The sequence below is a fragment of the Nodosilinea nodulosa PCC 7104 genome (genome assembly GCF_000309385.1).
In the GTDB taxonomy this organism is placed as follows: domain Bacteria; phylum Cyanobacteriota; class Cyanobacteriia; order Phormidesmidales; family Phormidesmidaceae; genus Nodosilinea; species Nodosilinea nodulosa.
The window spans coordinates 217,038-235,811 of sequence record NZ_JH976537.1 but is presented as its reverse complement, the minus strand read 5'-3'; the positions used below and the strand labels follow the sequence as shown (position 1 = coordinate 235,811).

General features: G+C 63.0%; 15 protein-coding genes. 12 read left to right on the top strand and 3 right to left on the bottom strand.

Annotated features, from left to right (window positions below):
• Positions 1–3: 3 nt before the first annotated feature.
• Positions 4–879: an archaeosortase/exosortase family protein gene (locus LEPTO7104_RS0100990; RefSeq protein ID WP_017296672.1), complete on the top strand. Its 876-nt coding sequence runs from the start codon at positions 4–6 to the stop codon at positions 877–879.
• A 233-nt stretch (positions 880–1,112) separates the two neighbouring features.
• Here LEPTO7104_RS0100990 and LEPTO7104_RS0100985 read toward each other — a convergent pair whose 3' ends face one another.
• Together LEPTO7104_RS0100985 and LEPTO7104_RS0100980 are read right to left on the bottom strand one after the other, a co-directional pair.
• A complete protein-coding gene (locus LEPTO7104_RS0100985) occupies positions 1,113–3,413 on the bottom strand; it encodes a GumC family protein (protein ID WP_017296671.1) in 2,301 nt (766 codons plus the stop codon).
• Positions 3,414–3,441: 28 nt separating this feature from the next.
• Entirely contained in the window at positions 3,442–4,599 is a 1,158-nt protein-coding gene (locus LEPTO7104_RS0100980) for a polysaccharide biosynthesis/export family protein (protein ID WP_225886905.1), read from the bottom strand.
• Between the two features lie 324 nt (positions 4,600–4,923).
• On the opposite strand from LEPTO7104_RS0100980, the gene LEPTO7104_RS0100975 reads away from it, so the two are divergent.
• The 8 genes from LEPTO7104_RS0100975 (at position 4,924) to LEPTO7104_RS0100940 (ending at position 13,813) form a co-directional block, all read left to right on the top strand.
• Entirely contained in the window at positions 4,924–5,754 is an 831-nt protein-coding gene (locus LEPTO7104_RS0100975) for an ABC transporter permease (RefSeq protein WP_017296669.1), read from the top strand.
• 285 nt (positions 5,755–6,039) lie between these two features.
• On the top strand, positions 6,040–7,269 hold the full coding sequence (locus tag LEPTO7104_RS0100970; RefSeq protein WP_017296668.1) for an ABC transporter ATP-binding protein: 1,230 nt from the start codon (positions 6,040–6,042) through the stop codon (positions 7,267–7,269).
• The gene (locus tag LEPTO7104_RS42720; protein ID WP_017296667.1) at positions 7,259–7,894 is read left to right on the top strand and encodes an acyltransferase; all 636 of its coding nucleotides are present in this window, start codon (positions 7,259–7,261) and stop codon (positions 7,892–7,894) included. The genes LEPTO7104_RS0100970 and LEPTO7104_RS42720 overlap by 11 nt, the downstream gene beginning before the upstream one ends.
• Before the next feature lie 27 nt (positions 7,895–7,921).
• Positions 7,922–8,890: a glycosyltransferase gene (locus LEPTO7104_RS0100960; protein ID WP_017296666.1), complete on the top strand. Its 969-nt coding sequence runs from the start codon at positions 7,922–7,924 to the stop codon at positions 8,888–8,890.
• 117 nt (positions 8,891–9,007) lie between these two features.
• Positions 9,008–9,979: a hypothetical protein gene (locus tag LEPTO7104_RS0100955; RefSeq protein WP_017296665.1), complete on the top strand. Its 972-nt coding sequence runs from the start codon at positions 9,008–9,010 to the stop codon at positions 9,977–9,979.
• A gap of 188 nt (positions 9,980–10,167) precedes the next feature.
• Complete coding sequence (locus LEPTO7104_RS0100950; protein ID WP_017296664.1) at positions 10,168–11,217, top strand: glycosyltransferase family 2 protein; 1,050 nt, start codon at positions 10,168–10,170, stop codon at positions 11,215–11,217.
• Positions 11,202–12,485 carry a glycosyltransferase family protein gene (locus tag LEPTO7104_RS0100945; RefSeq protein ID WP_040695227.1) on the top strand — a complete coding sequence of 428 codons (1,284 nt, stop codon included), beginning with the start codon at positions 11,202–11,204 and terminating at the stop codon, positions 12,483–12,485. Before LEPTO7104_RS0100950 ends, LEPTO7104_RS0100945 begins: the two co-directional genes overlap by 16 nt.
• 197 nt (positions 12,486–12,682) lie before the next feature.
• Entirely contained in the window at positions 12,683–13,813 is a 1,131-nt protein-coding gene (locus LEPTO7104_RS0100940) for a glycosyltransferase (RefSeq protein WP_017296662.1), read from the top strand.
• On the opposite strand, the gene LEPTO7104_RS0100935 is transcribed toward LEPTO7104_RS0100940, so the two are convergent.
• On the bottom strand, positions 13,710–14,132 hold the full coding sequence (locus LEPTO7104_RS0100935) for a bacteriohemerythrin (protein ID WP_026072254.1): 423 nt from the start codon (positions 14,130–14,132) through the stop codon (positions 13,710–13,712). The genes LEPTO7104_RS0100940 and LEPTO7104_RS0100935 overlap by 104 nt on opposite strands.
• 226 nt (positions 14,133–14,358) lie before the next feature.
• On the opposite strand from LEPTO7104_RS0100935, the gene LEPTO7104_RS41075 reads away from it, so the two are divergent.
• The 3 genes from LEPTO7104_RS41075 (at position 14,359) to LEPTO7104_RS0100920 (ending at position 18,715) form a co-directional block, all read left to right on the top strand.
• Positions 14,359–15,735, top strand: a complete 1,377-nt coding sequence (locus LEPTO7104_RS41075; protein WP_017296660.1) for a glycosyltransferase family protein — start codon at positions 14,359–14,361, stop codon at positions 15,733–15,735.
• Between the two features lie 106 nt (positions 15,736–15,841).
• The gene (locus LEPTO7104_RS41070; RefSeq protein ID WP_017296659.1) at positions 15,842–17,401 is read left to right on the top strand and encodes a hypothetical protein; all 1,560 of its coding nucleotides are present in this window, start codon (positions 15,842–15,844) and stop codon (positions 17,399–17,401) included.
• A 54-nt stretch (positions 17,402–17,455) separates the two neighbouring features.
• A complete protein-coding gene (locus LEPTO7104_RS0100920; protein ID WP_017296658.1) occupies positions 17,456–18,715 on the top strand; it encodes a glycosyltransferase family 4 protein in 1,260 nt (419 codons plus the stop codon).
• Positions 18,716–18,774 lie beyond the last annotated feature (59 nt).

Sequence of the window (18,774 nt, the reverse complement as noted above, 5' to 3'; positions counted from 1 at the left end):
ACTATGGCGACTCGACCGGCAACTCGACTGGCGATTCGGCGGTGGCCGCCTTGGGCCTCATCAAACCCCGGCGCTCTGCGGCTGGCGGGGCTGGGGCTGGTGGGGCTGCACTTGACGTTGATTGTGAAGGTGACGGGCAGCCCCGACCAGCTTGCCCTCAGTCTGCTGTTTTGGGGCGCAGTTGGGGCGCAGGTGCAGCAGCACTGGCCCGATCGCCTGGCGCGATCGCGCCCCGCCCTCCTGCTCGGAGCCGCCCTGGTCGGCGGCCTAATGCTCAAAGCCTGGCACCTGGAGGCTACGGAAACGGCCTTTGTGCGGCTGTTTCCGCTGGCGGCCTGGGCCGGGTGGTGGCTGCTGGGGCAGGGCTGGCGATGGCTGCCCTGGGGGCCAACCTGGGCGCTGGTGCTGACGCTGTCGGTGCCGCCCAGGGCCTTGCCGCTGCTGCTGCAAACGGTGCTGGGAGAGCGCATTCGCACTGCCACAGCGGCGATCGCCGCCTTTGACCTCCACTACGTCGGCTTTGAGGTGGTGCACCAGGGCAGCTTTATTCAGCTACCCGGCGGCACCGTGGAGGTGGAGTTTGCCTGCACCGGGGCGGCCCTGCTGGGGCTGCTGCTTCAGGTTTCGGTGCTGCTGGCAGCCATGGCCCAGGGGCGGGGGTTGGCGCGATTGGCGGGCTGGTCGGTGGCGATCGCCGCCCTGCTAAGCACGGTGCGCGTCGCCCTGATGGCAGCGGTGGTGGACAACCCTGCGGTTTTTCAGTTTTGGCACAGCGCCAGCGGCGGGCAAATCGTTACGCTGGTGGCCCTGGGCTGGCTGGGCTGGCTGGGGTTTAGATCGCCATCGCCCAGGGGTGTTGAGGGCGGCGATTCTGTTTGACGCCGCATCCCACAGGTATAGCAATAGTCAGGCTGGCTAGGATATCCAGAAACCCCCTGAACGTTCAAACGTTTGAACGTTCAGGGGAGACTGTCTTAACCAGACTGGTTGCAGCTATATCGCTCAAACCTGCAACGCTTTTGGGCGCGGGCAAACAGCTGTTTGCCCGCGCCCAAAGCCATAGCTGAATGGAGGCATTTGGCCGCTACGGGTTCTGCGGCATGGCCCGCACCTCAGGCCGATCGCGCGTAGAAGTCAACGGCGTAGTTCTTGACCTTGTTGACCACCAGCCCAATCACTGGCACGCGGGCCACCTGCATGCGATCGAGGGTGCGGTTGAGGGCATCGGCCAGGTGGCGACGGCCCAAAGAGGTGACGAGCAGCACGCCATCGGTCTTGGCCGCCACCAGGCTGACATCGGCCAGGCCCATCAGGGGCGGCAGGGCGTAAACCACCAGGTCAAAGTTTTTCTCCATGCGGGCCATCAGATCTTTCATGCGAACAGACGACAGCAGTCGGGTGGGGTCCATCGACTCGGTGCCGGAGCTGATGGCAAACAGGTTTGACTCCCAGGAGAGCCGCTGGGTAATGTCGTTGAGGCTGGCCCTGTTGCTAATGTAGTCGCTCAGGCCGGGGTCTGCTTTAATGCCTAGCAGCGAGCTGAGGCGGGTGCCGCCCCGGCGAAATTGACTGTCGACCAGCAGAACTTTCAGCCCCATGGCCGCCGCCGCCTGAACCAGGTGCACCGCCACCGTGGTGGCCCCTTCGTTGGGCAGGGCCGAGGTGACTACCAGCGATCGCGGCGAGAAGGTTTGCAGATTGGCGTGTAGCGCCCGAAAGGCCTCCAGGAAGCCATAGCTGTCGTACTCCATCAGCCAGTGATCGGCGGGGGAGTTGGCGGTTGTGGGGAATGGCTCTTGCGGCCCGCCCGATTCGCGCTTTCCGGCGCTGCTGGCTGGCTCCAGGGCCGGTTGGCCCGCCGTTCTGTCGGCGTGAACATAGTCCTGCCAGTTGCTTAGCTTGGGGCTGATCATACTCTTGAGCTGAGCTTTGATGGCGTCGGCATCGGCGGCCACAGACTTGGCCGGGGCACCCACCCGCAGGTCTACCACATGGGCCTCCGGGGCCGCATTCATCAGCTCTGGGTAGAGGGGAATTGCCCCCAAAATCGGCAGCGGCACCCGCTTTTTGATGTCGCCCAGGGTGTAGTAGGTGTTGGCCAGCTTTTCGAGCAGGTAGCCCAAAGCTAGGCCCAGCACCGCCCCCATGAGAAAACCCTGGATCAGAGCCTTGACGGGGCTGGTGCTCGGTTTGCGGCGGGCGTCAGCGGGTGGGTTGATCAGCTGCCAGGGAATTTCGTTTTGCGAGGCCTGAATCTGCAAGACTTCCTTGGTTTCCTGGAAGCGGGTCAGGCTGTTGGCGGCCAGGTCAAGCTCGCGCTGAAGCTCCTGATAGCTGCGGGCCACGCCGGGCACGGCGCTGATTTTCCGCTGGAGGGCGGCCTGGGTTGTGGCCAGTTCTTGATCGCGGGCGGCGAGGGTATCCATGCTGGCCATCACCTGGGCAATTTGGTCCTGGATGACCCGCTCGCCTTCTTCGAACAGCAGCGGGGCCAGATTTTCCTGCTGGCGCTGAATGAGCTGAATGGTGGGGCTGTTGGGGCCAAACCGGGCCGACTCAACGGCTAACTGCTGACGCAGCACCTGATATTCCTGGCGCATGGTCTCGTAGGCCTGGGACTGGCGCAGGGTGGCGGAGGCACTCGCCTGATCGAGCAGGGCGTTGTACTGCGATTCCTGGACGATAAAGTCGTTCCTGATTTCCTGGCGGGCCTGGGTAATTTTGGCCGACTGATCGAAGAGTGCCAGGGCAAAGTCGTCGGGTTTGAGGAACTGGTAGTTTTGTTGCAGGGTTTGGATGTCCTGCTGGAGGGTATTGACCCGCGCCTGGATGTGGGGCAGCCGCTCATCGACAAAGGCCAGCCCTTGCAGCAGCTGCGATCGCTGCGATTCCAGGCTGTATTCCAGATAGCCTCGGGCAATCACGTCCAGCAGGGCTTTCACCTTTTCGGGATTGCTGTCGGTGTATTTCACCTCCAGAATTTTGGTTTCGCCCAGCCGGTAAACGGCCAGCTGGTTGATCACGCTGCCGTAGTCGACGTCGGGGTAGCGATCGGTGGCCTGCTCCAAAATCGGGGTCAAAATTTCGGGGCTGAGCAGGACTTCGATCTGGGTGGTGTAGTCTAGCTCCTGGGGTTTGCCCCCCTGGGGCGTATCGGTGAGGCGGGACAGATCTTTTTGGTCGCGCACCGGCTCCACCAGCAGGCGGAAGGTGCTCTGGTACATGGGCACCACCTGGGCATTTTTGACCACCGACAGGGCGCCAAAGGCTAGACCGAGGGCCAGCATTATCCAGAGCTTGCGGCGCACAACGCCTAAAACGATGGTCAGACTAGAGCCCGGATCGCCGCCGGTCATCACCGGCGGCGACGGCAGGGCAGGGGTATCGGTAGTGGGGTCGAAGTCGCGGGTCATGGTAGATGGGTGCCACCCAAGGGCTGAACTATCTGAGCAGAAGAAAAGGCAGGAACAGGTTGAGCAGGGAAGAGGCCGCGCCCAGGGGCTGGAGGACGGTGCCGATGGAGTCGCCGATCGCCGCCGACCAGTTGCGGCCCACCAAAATGACGTCGCGGTCTTGCAGCAGGGGGTTGGTCTCGTCGTTGATGGCGCTGGCAAAGTCCACCGGCAGCGATCGCTGGGTGACGGTGCCGTCGAGGTTGAGCCGCAGCAGCTGCACATCCACCCGGCGCGATCGCGGCGTAAAGCTGCCCGCCAGCAGCAGCGCTTCGGTCACCGAGGTGTCGGGGGGCACCTCCATCACCCCCGGTTTGGCGATCTCGCCCACGATGTTGACCCGAATTGCCCCGGCGGAAAACGTAGAGCTGGCCAGCTCGCGGGCGGTGGGAATGGTGGGGTCGGCCTGGGGCACAACGATGGTGTCGCCGTCGCGCAGGGCAATGTCCTGGCTGCGATCGCCCTGGGTGAGCAGGTCCCACAGGCTGACGGCGATCGTCTCTTCGCGCTGGTTGTCGGCGCTGACCCGACGCACCTGAATGGAGCGCAGGTCGGTGTGCTGGGTAATGCCCCCCGCCGCATCGAGGGCGATCGCCACTGTCGGCAGGCGGCCCTGGTTGGGGTCTAGGGAATAGGCGCCGGGATGGGTAACTTCGCCAATCACCACCACCCGCAGGGGGCTGAGCTGCGACATCGTGACGGTGATGCGCGGCTCCACCAAAATTTCGGCGGCGGCGTAGGCCTGGGTAATGGCTTGCTCCACCTGCGGCAGGGTCTTGCCCCAGACCTCCACGCGGCCCAGCACCGGCAGGTTAAGTGAGCCATCGGGCAGCACCTGAAACGTGCCGCTGTAGTCGGGCACGTTGGCGACAATGACGTAGAGAATGTCGCCCACCGTCAGCCGGTAGTCGGCCAGGGGATACACCAGCGGCCCAGCGGGCGCGGCTGGGCGAAGCGCTGGCCCCGGCGGGGAAACGCTGGGGAACATGGGCTGGGGGGCTGGCATCGCCTCGCCCATGGTGGCGGCCAACCCAGGCGTCAGCAGCCCGCTGGCGATCGCCAGCAGCGGCGAACCAAGGACCAGCGGAACTCGCCGGAAGAATCGTCGCTGCCAATGCCCTGGAGAGCAGCGTGAACCATTAGACAAACCATTAAACATCGGTGCGGCACCCCCAACGGTTGTGTAGACCGTTTTGTAGACTCAGGTCCTATCAATGAGAGCTGGCAGAACTGGAGCCTGGCTGAGCAGAATGGCTCAACAGGAAAAGCGGTTCAGGCAGCGGTTCAGATTGGGCCTACTTCTCTCTTCAAAAAGAAGACCCTCAATCAGCTCAGATTCGTGAATTTCCGTAGATTTGCGTAGGGTTTTGGGCCGAATGCGTAACGGTTTCTAAAGGTAGACCAAAGCGCAAACGCGATCGCAACCATTCCCCTTCCACGGTGTGAATAGATTTCTCTCGCGGCTATTCCCATGGGCTACCCTTCCCCCGAACTGGTCATTACTGCTGGACGCGCCCAGCGCCACTATTGGCAAGATGTCTGGCGCTACCGAGAACTGTTTTATTTCCTCGCCTGGCGCGATATTTTGGTGCGCTACAAACAGACTGCGATCGGCATTGTCTGGGCCTTAATTCGTCCGTTTTTAACCATGGTGGTGTTTACCGTGGTGTTTGGCCGCATTGCCCAGCTGCCTTCCGACGGCGTGCCCTACCCAATTTTGGTGTTTGCGGGCATGCTGCCCTGGCAGTTTTTCGCCAACGCCCTGTCGGAGTGCAGCAACAGCCTGATCTCCAACGCCAACCTCATTTCTAAGGTCTACTTTCCGCGCCTGGTGGTGCCCACCAGCGCCGTCATTGTCAGCCTGGTGGACTTCTTTATTTCGGGCTTTATTTTGCTGGGGCTGATGGTGGTCTACCACTTTGTGCCTAGCTGGCGCATTCTCACCCTGCCCTTTTTCATCGCCATTGCCTTTGCCGCCGCCATGGGCACCGGGCTGCTGCTGGCCACCCTGAACGTGAAGTACCGCGACTTTCGCTACGTGGTGCCCTTCATTTTGCAGTTTGGCCTCTACATTTCGCCGGTCGGCTTTAGCAGCACCGTCGTGCCCGCCCAGTGGCGCTGGCTCTATTCCCTCAACCCCATGGTGGGGGTAATCGACGGCTTTCGCTGGGCGATTTTGGGCGGCGATGCCCAGCTGTACCTGCCGGGGTTCGCCATTTCGACCGGCCTGGTGATGGTGCTGCTGTGGTTTGGCATCCGCTACTTCCGCGCCTACGAGCGATCGTTTGCGGACGTAATTTAGCCGGTTGGTTGTGTGTATCCCAGCAGCGCGGATCTAGTGGCCAAGGACGGGACCCGCGCGATCGCCCAATGCTTTCCGGTGGGTTACGGCCCTGGCCAGCGCGATCGCCTTCGCGCTGGTTTGGGGAGGGCCTAACCCACCCTACGGCTCCTCCCGTTCATCCACTCACCCCAATTCCCCGCAGGGCGCAAGCCTTGCGCCCCTACGGTTCCCCATCTCCCCATCTCCCCATCTCCCCATCTCCCTCCCCCCCTCCCCATCCACCCATCCACTCCCCACCCACCCATGACCCACCCCATCATCACCGTCGACCATCTCGGCAAATACTACAAACTGGGCCGCAGCCCCGAAAAATACCAGTCGCTGCGCGATACTCTGGCCCGCCAGGTGCGGCGCATGCGGCGCGGTCTGGTCGGCAAACGCCGGACCAGTCCATCCCTGGACGAGGGATTTTGGGCGCTGGACGACCTCAGCTTTTCGATTCAGCAGGGCGATCGCATTGGCGTAATTGGCCGCAACGGCGCGGGTAAATCCACCCTGCTGAAGATTCTCAGCCGCATCACCGAGCCGACCACGGGCGAAATTCGCATTCGGGGCCGGGTAGCCAGCCTGCTGGAGGTGGGCACCGGCTTTCACCCCGAGCTGACCGGGCGAGAAAACATTTACCTGAACGGCGCGGTGCTGGGCATGGGCAAGGCCGAAATTCGCCGCAAGTTTGACGAAATTGTCGCCTTCGCCGAAGTTGAGCGATTTTTAGACACCCCGGTCAAGCGCTATTCCTCGGGCATGTACGTGCGGCTGGCCTTTTCGGTGGCGGCCCACCTGGAGCCCGAAATTCTGGTGATTGACGAAGTGCTGGCGGTGGGAGATGCCAAGTTTCAGCAAAAGTGCCTGGGCAAGATGCAGTCCGTCAGCGCCTCCGGGCGCACGGTGATGTTTGTCAGCCACAACATGAGCGCCGTGGCCAACCTCTGCAATCGCGGCATTGTGCTAGACCGGGGGCGGCTGCTGGCCAACACCGACTGCATGGAAGCCCTCAACCTCTACAACAGCCAGATTGACCAATCGGTCTTCACTGCAGAGCAAAACCGCGATGCTCCCCACATTCGCCAGATTGAGCTAGACCAGGCGGCGCTCCAGGCGGGGCATTTGAAGGTGCGGGTGCGCTTCCATTCCCCCTGGCCCCTGGACCCGCCGATGATTGGCATCGTGGTGTCGAACCTCTACGGCACGCCGCTGTTTGGCTCTAACCCCAACCTCCACAGCGTGGGCTTTAACCCCCAGAAGCTGTCGGAAGGAGAGGCGGTGATGTGGCTCCAGGACCTGCCGCTGCACTCGGGCACCTACAAGCTGTCGGTGTGGCTGGGGGATCAGCACCAAAACTACGACTCCCGCCAGGATGCCCTAACCTTTGAGTTCATGTCGCCCCGGTTTATTCCCAACATGCCGTCGGTGGATGTGATTGGCCCCATGCACGTGCCCGCTGAGTGGAGCCTGGTGAGCCATGGCCGCTAAGGCGCTGCCGATGTTGTCCCTGAGCTTTCGCCTGGAGCGGCTGCGGCGGGTGTGGCGGCGGTTTTGGCTGCGCCAGCTGGGGGTTCGGGTGGGGGCGGGGGCCGTCATTCATCGGGGGGTAGACTGCCGCCTGGGGCTGGCCCAGGGCCAGCGGGGCCGCCTGCACATTGGCCGCTCTAGCCAGGTGGAGGTGGGGGCGGTGCTGCACAGCTACGGCGGCGCGATTCATTTGGAAGACCACGTGTTTGTCGGTCCCTACGTGGTGATCTACGGCCACGGCGGCGTCCACATTGGCCAGAACACGCTGGTTGCCATGCACAGCCGCATTGTCTCGTCAAACCACACCGTGCCAGCGCCGGGCATTCCGATTCGATCGCAGCCCAATCTGCCGCTGCCCACCACCATTGGCGCAGACGTGTGGATCGGGGCCGGGGCGACGATTTTGGGCGGCGTCACCCTGGGCGACGGCTGCGTGATTGGGGCCGGGGCGGTGGTGGTAAGCGATATTCCGGCCAATGCCTACGCGGTGGGGGTGCCCGCCCGAGTGGTCAAACGGCGGGGTGAGCCGCCCAGAACGCAAACAGAAAACGCGGGCGCGATCGCAAACCCCCACTCTCCACACTGAACTCAACGATTTTGAAGCCTACCCACCATGTCTCCTTCACTGACCGTTGCCATTTGCACCTACAACCCGCGCCGCGACTATTTCTATCGCGCGATCGTGGCCCTGCGGCAGCAAACCCTGCCCCTGGCCAACTGGAATCTGCTGGTGATCGACAATGCCAGCAATCCCGCCGTGGCCGACTGGCTCGACCTCAGCTGGCACCCTCGCGCCCGCATTGTGGTAGAGACCCAGCAGGGGCTCACCCCCGCCCGGCTGCGCGCCTTCCGCGAAACCCAAACTGAAATTCTGACCTTTGTCGATGACGACAACGTGCTGGCGGCGAACTACCTGGAGCAGGGGCTGGGGATTTTGACGCGATCGCCCCGGCTGGGCGCGATCGGCGGCAAATGCCTGCCCGAGTTTGAGCAGCCCCCCGCCCCGTGGTTCCAGGATCTGGGCATTCCCCTGGGCCTGCGCGACTTTGGCGAGGCAGAAAAAACCCACGCCTGGGCCAGCCCTGAACCCAAGGCTGAGCCAATGGCCGGGACGACAGCAGACCGCCGGTACCCCGCCTGGGCACCGATTGGCGCAGGGCTAATGCTGCGCACCGCCGCCATGGCCGCCTACAACGAGAGCCTGGCCCACGACCCGCGCCGCCTGGCCCTCGATCGCACCGGCAACAGCCTCTCCTCCGGCGGCGACAACGACCTGATCATGACCCTGCTGGAGCAGGGCTGGTCGGTGGGCTACTTTCCCCAGCTCAGCCTACTGCACCTGATTGCCGCTGGTCGGCTCAGCCCCGCCTACCTGCGCCGCATGAACCGCGACTCCTGCCGCTCCTGGGTGCAGGTGCTCGACCTGCACGGCCTGCGCCCCTGGCCCAAGATCTCGGCCTGGAGCCTGCCCCTGCGGCAGGCCAAAAGCTATCTGCACCTGCGCCCCTGGCGCAGCACCGCCGCCGCCATTCGCTGGCAGGGGGCCTGCGGCCTGCTGGAAGGGCAGGCCCAGTTACCCTGAGCCGCTTACGCTACAGGGCGTTTTGTGGTGGGCAATGCCCACCCTACGGGACTACGGTTTTTTTTGAATCTTGAACTTTGAATTTTATATTCCCCACCCCATTAGGACTCTCAACCCATGACCCTCTCCGCACCTTCCCTACCAGCCCTCAGCCGCCGCCTGGGGCTGGGCAAGCTGGCCTACAAACTGGTCTACGCCCCGCGAGGATTTGTCAAAACCACCTGGCAGCGGGGACCGCTCAACCGCTATCTGAGCTATCGCGGCCAGCGGCAGATGGAAGCGCAGGTTGGCCAGCTCCGGCCCCTGGCCGCTGACGCCGATCGCCCCAGCTACGACATCTACTTTATGACTGGCCGCAAATACTGGTACCAGACCTGCTTTTGCGCCTACTCCATGCAGCAGCAATCGCCGGTCAACCTGCGCCCGGTGGTCTACGACGACGGCTCACTCCAGCCCGATCAAAAGGCCGAAATTCTGCGGATTTTTCCCCAGGGCGAGATTGTGGCCCCCGCCGCCGTGGAGGCGCGTCTGGAGCGGGTGCTGCCCGAGGCTGAGTTTCCCTGCCTGCGATCGCACCGGCTCCAGCAGCCCCTAATTCGCAAACTGATCGACTTCCACGCGGGCGAAACCGGCTGGAAGCTGTTCCTCGACTCCGATATGGTGTTTTTTCGGCAGCCTCAGTTTTTGCTCGACTGGCTGGCCCAACCCCAGGCCCCCTGCTACATGGTGGATGTGAAGAACGCCTACGGCTATTCCGAAACGCTCTTGCAGGAATTGGCAGACGGGCCGCTGCCGCAAAAGGTCAACATCGGCATTTTTGGCCTGCAAAGCGAGGCGATCGACTGGCACCAGATCGAAGCCTGGCTGCAAACCTTTCTGGCCCAGGAGGGCAGCCACTACAACGTCACCCAGGGGTTGAGCTGCCTGTACCTGGCGGGGCGCGACTGTGCGATCGCCCCCGCGACCGACTACCGGCTGCTGCCCGATCGCCAGGAGGCCCAGCGGCCCCAGGCGGTCATGCACCACTACGTCGCCGAATCGAAGCCCTGGTATTTTCGCTACGGCTGGCGACACGTAGCCAGGGGATAATCCCGCCAGGTTGGCCCCTAACGCATACGCCCCAGCCCCTTTCGTATACCCGTTCGCCACCCTGGGGCGGCCAGAGTAATAACCAGAGTAACCACAGTCGACCATCCCCAGTCCAGGTTCAGAAGGGTGTTTCTGCTAAGGAAAAACGCTAGATCTGGATCGGGCTTATCTCCATAGGCTGCATAGCGATGAAACCCCTTGTTTCAATTTTGATTCCCTGCCACAACGCCGCGCCCTGGCTGGCAGAAACGCTCAAATCGGCCCTGACCCAGACCTGGCCGCGCACCGAGATCATTCTGATTGACGATGGCTCCACCGACGACAGCCTGGTCGTCGCTGGCCGGGCCGTCAGCCAGTTTAACCACCCCCATATGCGCATCATTGCCCAGCGCAACCAGGGCGCTGCCGCCACCCGCAACCTGGCCCTAGAGCTGGCCCAGGGCGAGGTGATTCAGTTTCTCGATGCGGACGACCTGCTGGCCCCCGACAAGATCGAGCGGCAGATGGCGCTGTTAGCGGCCCATCCCGGCTGCCTGATTGCCGGAGCCTGGGCCAGATTTCACCACCATCCCCAGGAGGCCGTTTTTACCCCTGAGCCTCCGTGGCGGAACATGGCCCCGGTAGACTGGCTGGTGTGCGCCTGGTCGGGCCACTGGATGATGCCGCCCGCCGCCTGGCTGGTGCCGCGATCGCTGATTCGAGCCGCTGGCCCTTGGCAAACCGCCCTATCCCTCAACGACGATGGGGAATACTTCGCTCGCGTCATCCTGGCGAGCCAGGGCATCCGCTTTTGCCCCGCCGCCCGCAGCTACTACCGCTCGGGCAATCGCACCAGCCTCAGCGGGCGCAAAACCACAGCGGCCTGGGCCTCCCAGTACCAGGCGCTGGCGCTGCAAAGTCAGCACCTGCTGGCGGCAGAGAACAGCGATCGCACCCGCCAGGTCTGCGCCAACCTGATGCAGCGCTTCATCTACGAAGTCTTTCCCGCCGTGCCCTCCCTGCGAAATTTGGCCGCCAGGAAGGTGCGCAACCTGGGGGGAGCCACCGAAAAACCAATGGGTGGCCCCCTCTTTCAGCTGGCGGCCCGGCTAATCGGATGGCAGCGCGCCCGCCACGCCCAGCTTTTCGTGAACCAGTGGGGCTATCGCCGCCTGGCCCTGGGGCGCATTTTTGCTGCGACCGACAGTGCCACAGCACCGTCCCAACAGGAGGACCGCCCCCAATGGCAAGAATCTTGATTTTAATTGGCGGCCATCTCTGCACCGCCCCCCGGCCCCAAAAGGAGGCCGATACCCTAGCCGCCGCCGGTCACGAGGTGACGGTGGCGGGGGTCTGGTTCGATGCCAAATTTGCCGCCCGAGACGCCGCCCTGCTGGCTGATAAACCCTGGCGCTTTGATCCCGTGCTGGATTTTCGTCCGGGCCGGGGCGATCGCCTGGGGGTGCGCCTCCAGGCAGCGGTCGCTCGCCAGCTCTATCGGCGTCTGGGGCTGAAGACGCCCGCCCTGCTGGGCTACGGTGCCCGCCGTCTGCTGCGGTTTGCCCAAGCCCAGGCCGCTGACCTGACCATCGTCCATTCTGAAGCCGGGCTGTGGGTGGGGCAACAGCTGATGCAGCAGGGCTACGCGGTGGGCGTCGATTTTGAGGACTGGTTTTCCCAGGACCTGCTGCCTACCGCCCGCCAGACTCGCCCCACCGCCTGGATCGCCGAGCTAGAGGACGCCCTGCTGCGGCATTGCCCCTACCGCCTGGTTCCTTCCCAGGCGATGGCCGAGGCGATCGCGGCCCACTATCGCGTTTCGTCGCCCACGGTGGTGTACAACCTGTTCCCCCAGGCGAAACCCGAACTGCCCCAGGTGGATTTCTGTACCTCCAACCCTGTGCGGCTGCACTGGTTTTCCCAAACCATCGGGCCGGGGCGGGGGCTAGAACTGCTGTTTGAGGCCCTGGCCCATCTCCCCCTGCCGGTGGACGTGCACCTGCGCGGAGCCTGCTCACCGGCCCATCAAACCTGGCTGGCCCAGCAGATTCCGGTGGGGTGGGCCAGCCACATCCACATCCACGCCACCGTGCCCAATGGCGACCTGCCCGCCCGCATTGCCAAAAACGACATCGGTCTGGCCCTGGAGCAGGCCGACCCTCCCAGCCGCGAGCTGACGGTGACCAACAAGCTGTTTCAGTACCTCCAGGCGGGGCTGGCGGTGATTGCCACCGACACCGCCGGACAGCGCGAGGTGTTTCGCCAGGCTCCGGCAGTTGGGCGTCTGGTGGCGGGGGGCGATGCGATCGCCCTGGCCGCCGCGATCGAAGATCTGGTGTGCCATCCTGCCCAGCTCCAGGCCGCGAAAGCAGCGGCCCGCCAGGCGACCCAGGCCCGCTTTTGCTGGGAACTAGAGGCGAAGACGCTGCTGACCGCCGCCGAAATGGCCTTGGCAACCACCAAGTCGAGCGTTAACCGGACAGAACCAATTCTGGCCCTAGAGCCAAGGCCGCTGGCCGAGCCGTGAGATTTTCCCTGGTTTGAGATTCGCCAGCGGTACGTTACGGCCAGGCATAATGCGATTCTGCGATCGGCCCGATTGGCTTTAGGCCTAACAGCACCCTACGGGTTTCCGTTGTTTTTCACCCTCCCCAGCGGGAAGCTCCCCCCCATCCCCCATCCCCCATCCCCCCATCCCCTCACCACCCTCATCCCCTCACCACCATGAACATCCTCCTCACCGCCGACCCCGAACTCCCCGTCCCGCCCACCCTCTACGGCGGCATTGAACGCATCCTCGACCTGCTCGCCGAGGGCCTGCGGCAGCGGGGCCACCGGGTAGGCCTGGTAGCCCATCGCGACTCGACCTGTGCGGTGGATGCCTTTTACCCCTGGCCGGGGCTGAGTTCACAATCCCGCTGGGATACCCTGCGCAATACGGCGGCCCTCTGGCAGGCGGTGCAGCGGTTTCAGCCGGATATGCTGCACAGCTTTTCGCGGTTGCAGTACCTGCTGCCGCTGCTGCCGACGGCGTTGCCTAAGGTAATGTCGTACCAGCGCCAGCCCACCGGGCGCACCGTAGGCCTGGCTGCAAAACTGGCTGGCCCCAGCCTCACCTTTACCGGCTGTAGCGAGCACATCTGTCGCCAGGGGCGGCCCGCCGGGGGCCAGTGGCACCCCATCCACAACTGCGTGCAGCTGGAGAAATTTACCTTTCAGCCCCAGGTGGCCGCAGATGCGCCGCTGGTGTTTCTCAGTCGGCTCGACCCGATTAAGGGCGCCCACAATGCGATCGCCGCCGCCCAGCGGGCCAACCGCCGCCTGCTGATCGCAGGCAACCGCATCGACACCCCCGCTGGTAACGCCTACTGGGAAAGCGAAATCGCGCCCCACCTGGTTCCGGGGGCGATCGAGTACGTGGGTCCGGTGGATGATGCCCAGAAGAATGCTCTGCTGGGTCAGGCGGCGGCGATGATCGTGCCGATCGAGTGGGATGAGCCCTTCGGTATTGTCTTTGCCGAAGCCATGGCCTGCGGTACGCCGGTCCTTTCGACCCCTAGGGGGTCGCTGCCGGAGATTGTGCGCCCCGGGGTAGACGGCTTTTTGGTGAAGTCTGTGGATGAGGCGGTGGGCGCGATCGCCCAGCTCCCCACGCTCCAGCGCCGGGACTGCCGTCAGCGGGTGGTCGATTGCTTCTCTGCTGAGGCGGTCGTGAGTCAGTATGAGGCGCTTTACCGGCGGCAAGTCACGGCTACCCGCCAACCGCTGCGATCGACTGCTCCCGCAAAAAGCGAATCATCTGCTGATCTTCGCCGCGAATGTGATGCACCATCCAGTCAGCCAGCACCTGAGTAACCTCGGCGGGCAGGCCATCGAGACCGCGATCGGGCTTCTCTAGCAGGGCCTGCACCTTGTTGACCAAGGCCCGATGGGTTTTGAAATGCACCTCAAAGTTGGGGTAGTCATACTGGGTCATCAGGGCTTCTTCTAGATCGAAATGGGCGATGGCCATGGCCGCAAAGTCTGCAAGCTGAGCCCTAATCCCCAAATTGTCCTGGGGTTCTGTCTGGGTCAGAGCATAGATGTGATTTACCTGGGCAAATAAATCGCGGTGCTGTTGGTCAATGGTGTCGTGTCCGGTGCGGTATTCGTCTCGCCACACTGCAACTGTCATAGCAAGCTGTCCTTAAGCCCTGGCCCTAGTGGTGCAAGCCGAGTGGTGCAAACCAATCGGCGGTAAAAATATCAGTTTCGCTACCCTAGCCTACTCGCTGCCCTGGCGAGTTATCGCCACAGGTTCTGTCATAAATATTTTGAAACCCAGCCCAGGGGCGGCATCGCAACCGCGATCGCAAACAGGCGATTGCCAGGGTAGAGAGACTACCGTCACCGCTATACCCATGACCCCTGCTCTCACCTCATTGCGCCAACCTCAGCCCAGCCCAGCCCGCCTATTGGCGGCGTCACCCCGCCGCCGCGTGCTGGTGATCAGCCCCCACTTTCCGCCCGTCAATGCCCCCGACCACCAGCGCCTGCGCACCGCCCTGCCCTATCTGGCGGAGTTTGGCTGGGAGGCTGAGATTCTGACCATTACCCCAGGGGAAGTTCCCCATCCCCAGGACCCCCTCCTCAGCCAGGCCCTACCGCAAGGGCTGGCCGTTCACGCCGTGGGGGCGCTGCCGCGGCGGTGGACAAGGGCTGTGGGCTTAGGCAATGTGGGCTGGCGCGCTTTGCCCTACCTGGCTCAGGCGGGCAATCGACTGCTGGCGCAACAGTCCTTTGACCTGGTGTTCTTCTCCACCACCATTTTTCCGGTGATGGTCCTCGGCCCCTACTGGCAGCGACGGTTTGGGGTGCCCTTTGGGGTCGATTTTCAAGACCCCTGGCGGGTGGAGGCCGCCCCCGCTGGTCAGCACCGCCCCGGCGGTCGGCTCAAATACGCCTTCGACAAAGCCCTGGCGGCCTTTTGGGAACCCAGGGTGATGGGGCGGGTGAGCCAGGTGGTGTCGGTGTCACCCGCCTACCCAAATCTGTTGCAGCGGCGCTATCCCTGGCTCCGGGCCGACCAGTTTACGGTGCTGCCCTTTGGGGCTCCGGAAGCAGACTTTGAGCAACTGCCCCATCTGCCCCTGGCGCAGACCCACTTCGACCCCCAGGATGGCCGCCAGCACTGGGTCTATGTGGGCCGGGGCGGGGCGGACATGGCGCCAGCCCTGGGCGGCCTGTTCGAGGGATTGAGGGCGTTGAAATCTCGCGATCCCAACCTGGCGGCTGCCCTGCACCTCCACTTCATCGGCACCAGCTATGCCCCGCCAGAGCTGGCCACCAAAACCATCGAACCCCTCGCGATCGCCCACGGTGTCGCCGATCTCGTCACCGAGCATCCCCAGCGGGTGCCCTACTTTGAAGCCCAAAAACTGCTCACCGACAGCGACGCCATTCTGCTGATCGGCTCCGCCGACCCCCGCTACACCGCCTCCAAGCTCTACCCGGCGGTGCTGGCCAAAAAGCCGATTCTGGCCATTTTCCACGCCGAGAGTTCAGTTGTCGATATTTTGCGCCAGACCCAGGCGGGCGAAGCGGTGACCTTCGACGCCCAGACCTCCTCCGATCGCCTGGCCCAGCAGCTGATTCCCCACCTGCAAACCCTGCTGGCCCGCCCCAGCCGCACCCCGCCCGCCACCGACTGGGCCGCCTTTGCCCCCTACACCGCCCACGCGATGACCAAAACCCTCTGCCAAGCTTTCGATCGCTGCATTCCCCAATCCAACCCCTAAAGCCCTCCCCCACTCCCCCACTCCCCCACTCCCCCACTCCCCCACCTTCCCTACGCCTCTACGCCCCACTCCCCCACTCCCCCACTCCCCCACTCCCCCACTCCCTATGTCCTCCTCCCCACCCAAAACCGAAACCATGACCCTGCTCTTCTGGGCGGGAATGGCGGCGCTGCTGTTTGCGAATCTGGATAGCCTGCGTCAGGTGCCCCAGTCGACGGCGATCGGGGCGCTGCTGATTGGGGTGGCCTGCATGTACCCGGTGTATCTGTGGTGTGCCGGGCGGGTGCAGGGGCTGCCGGTGTTTCCGTTTTTCTCGCTGACCTACCTGTGGACCTTTTGCCTGCCGCTGCTGAGCGGCAACCTGAATGTCTGGTCCTACAGCCCTGAGGCCCACCTCAAGGCGGCGCTGACCACGGTGCTGTTTTTGGTCAGCGGCACGGTGGTGTGGCTGCAAATTGTTGGCACGCCGCAGACCATCAAAAAGCCCTTTCGCGCCCTCAAGACCGATACAGCCGACAACGTGTTTATCTCAATGGTGGCGGCGGGGGCGTTTTTAAATATGTACGTGGTGGGCGGCTGGAGCGGCATTCCCGACAAGCTGTTCACCATTGTGCGGGGGATCATTTTGGGGCTGAGCTTTTTAGGCATTTTTGTGCTCGCCTACCGGGCCGGGCAAAACTCGATGCCCCGCACCAAGCAGTACATTTTCTTTATTGCCCTGGTGGCCAACATTGTCACGGCGGCGGCGGGGCTGATTCTCAAGACGGCCCTGACGCTGTTTTTGCTGTCGGTGATGGCCTACGTGATTGGCGGCAAACGGCTGCCCATTTTGGGCCTGCTGATGGGGATTTTTCTGCTGCTGCCCCTGCACCACGGCAAGCACGAGATGCGCCACAAGTACTGGGAAGGCCCTACGGCCCACTATGTGCAGCCCTGGCAATATCCGGCCTGGTTTCAGGAGTGGTGGGGCTATGCCCAGGCCAACAAGAACCGCGTCCCCCAGCGGTGGGAAAAAATAGAAGAAAAAGAGTCGTTTGTGGAGCGATCGAGCGTCATCCACATGCTGATGATGGCCCAGGCCAAAATTCCTGAGCCCTTTCCCTTCCTGGGAGGCAAGACCTACGCCATCATTCCTGGGCTGATTGTGCCCAGGGCGCTCAACCCCCACAAGCTGCGCAGCCACGAGGGCACCCACATGCTCAACATACATGTGCAGCGACAGACCTACGAACAAACGCTAAAAACCACGATCGCCTGGGGGCTGCTGCCCGAGGCCTACGCCAATTTCGGCTACTTTGGCTGTGCCTTCATCGGCGGCATTCTTGGCGCGTTCTACGGCGTGATTACCCTGGCGGCCATTGGCACGCCGCCCTTTTCGGCCCGGATGATGTTTTGCGTGCTGGTGATGAGCCTGGCCCTGGCCTCGACGGAGTGGACCGCCGGGGTTTATGCGGCGACGCTGTTTCAGTCGTCGGTGCCGATTGTGGGCATCAAGTACGCATTTATGAAAATCTATCGGCCTCAGTTCTCGCCGCGATCGCCCGGCCTCACCGCCTCGGGGCAGCCCCTGTACCCCTACCTGGTGCAGCCAAAGCCCAGGGAGAGAGCCGCTCCCGGTCAAACTCCCTCACCTCGCCCTGGGGGGGTGCCGTTGGGGAGGGGATAGATCACGCCGTCTTTCAAAATTCAAGATTCAAAATATTCAAAATTGGTACTTGCTATGCTTCGTCTTGCGATCGTCACCTCCCACCCGATCCAGTACTACGCGCCCTGGTTTCGCCACCTGACCACCGCCGCTGACCTCACCCTGAGAGTGTTTTACCTGTGGGATTTTGGCATTACCGCCCAGGCCGATCGCCAGTTTAATCAGGCGATTCAGTGGGATATTCCGCTGCTGGAGGGCTACGACTATGATTTTGTGCCCAATATCAGCCGCCGCCCTGGCACCAGCCACTTTTGGGGGCTGCAAAACCCTACTCTGATGGCCCAGGTGAAGGCGTTTCAGCCCGATGCAGTGCTGATGATGAACTACAACTACGTCAGCCTCTACCGATTTTTGGCCGGCTGGCGCGATACGCCGCTGCTGTTTCGGGGCGATTCCCACCGGCTGGTGCCGCAGACTGGCGCAAAAGCAGCTCTAAAGCGCCAGTGGATCACGCAAATTTATCGCCGTTTTGAGGCCTGTTTGTATGTGGGGCAGGCAAATCGCGACTATTTTAAGTACCACGGGGTTGAGGATGAACGGCTGTTTTTCTCCCCCCATGCGATCGACAACGATCGCTTCATAAGCCAGGCCGCTACTGCCCAGCAAGAGGCAACGGCCTGGAAGCGAGAATTGGGCATTCCCGCCAATCATCAAGTGATTTTGTTTGCCGGAAAGCTAATTCCTAAAAAGCGTCCGTTGGATCTATTGCGGGCTTTTTTGCAGGCCAATTTGCCGCAGGTTTCCCTACTATTTGTCGGGTCTGGCGAACTGGAGGCCGCCGTAAAAGAACAGGCCCAGGCCTCTGAAAATTGTCATATCTATTTTGCTCCGTTTCAAAACCAGAGCCAGATGCCCCGTACCTATGCGGCGGGGGATGTGCTGGTGCTGCCCAGCGCTGGGCCTGGCGAAACCTGGGGTCTGGCGATCAACGAGGCCATGTGCCTGGGGCGGGCGGCGATCGCCAGCGACCAGGTCGGCTGCGCAGCCGATTTGGTCAAACCTGAGACGGGGCTGGTTTTTTCGGCGGGGGATATTGATGCCCTGACGGGCTGCCTGCGGCGGGCCTTTGACCAAGATGGCAGTCCGCTGCGCCAGTGGGGGCAGGCCGCTCAGGCGCACATCTGCCGCTACAGCTACGACTACGCCACCGAGGGCCTAGTGGACGCGCTGTCGGCCCTGGCGTCTCGGCCCTGGCCTGCCCGGCAACAGTTCACCAAAACCCTTTCAATCAGGGGTTTACCCGAGCTGGCGGGGGGTGCGGGTAGAGGCCTATAGCCGTTGTAGAGCCGTCTGTTTTCGCAGCGTCAGCGCTGCCGGTGCCCTTGGCGGGGCGG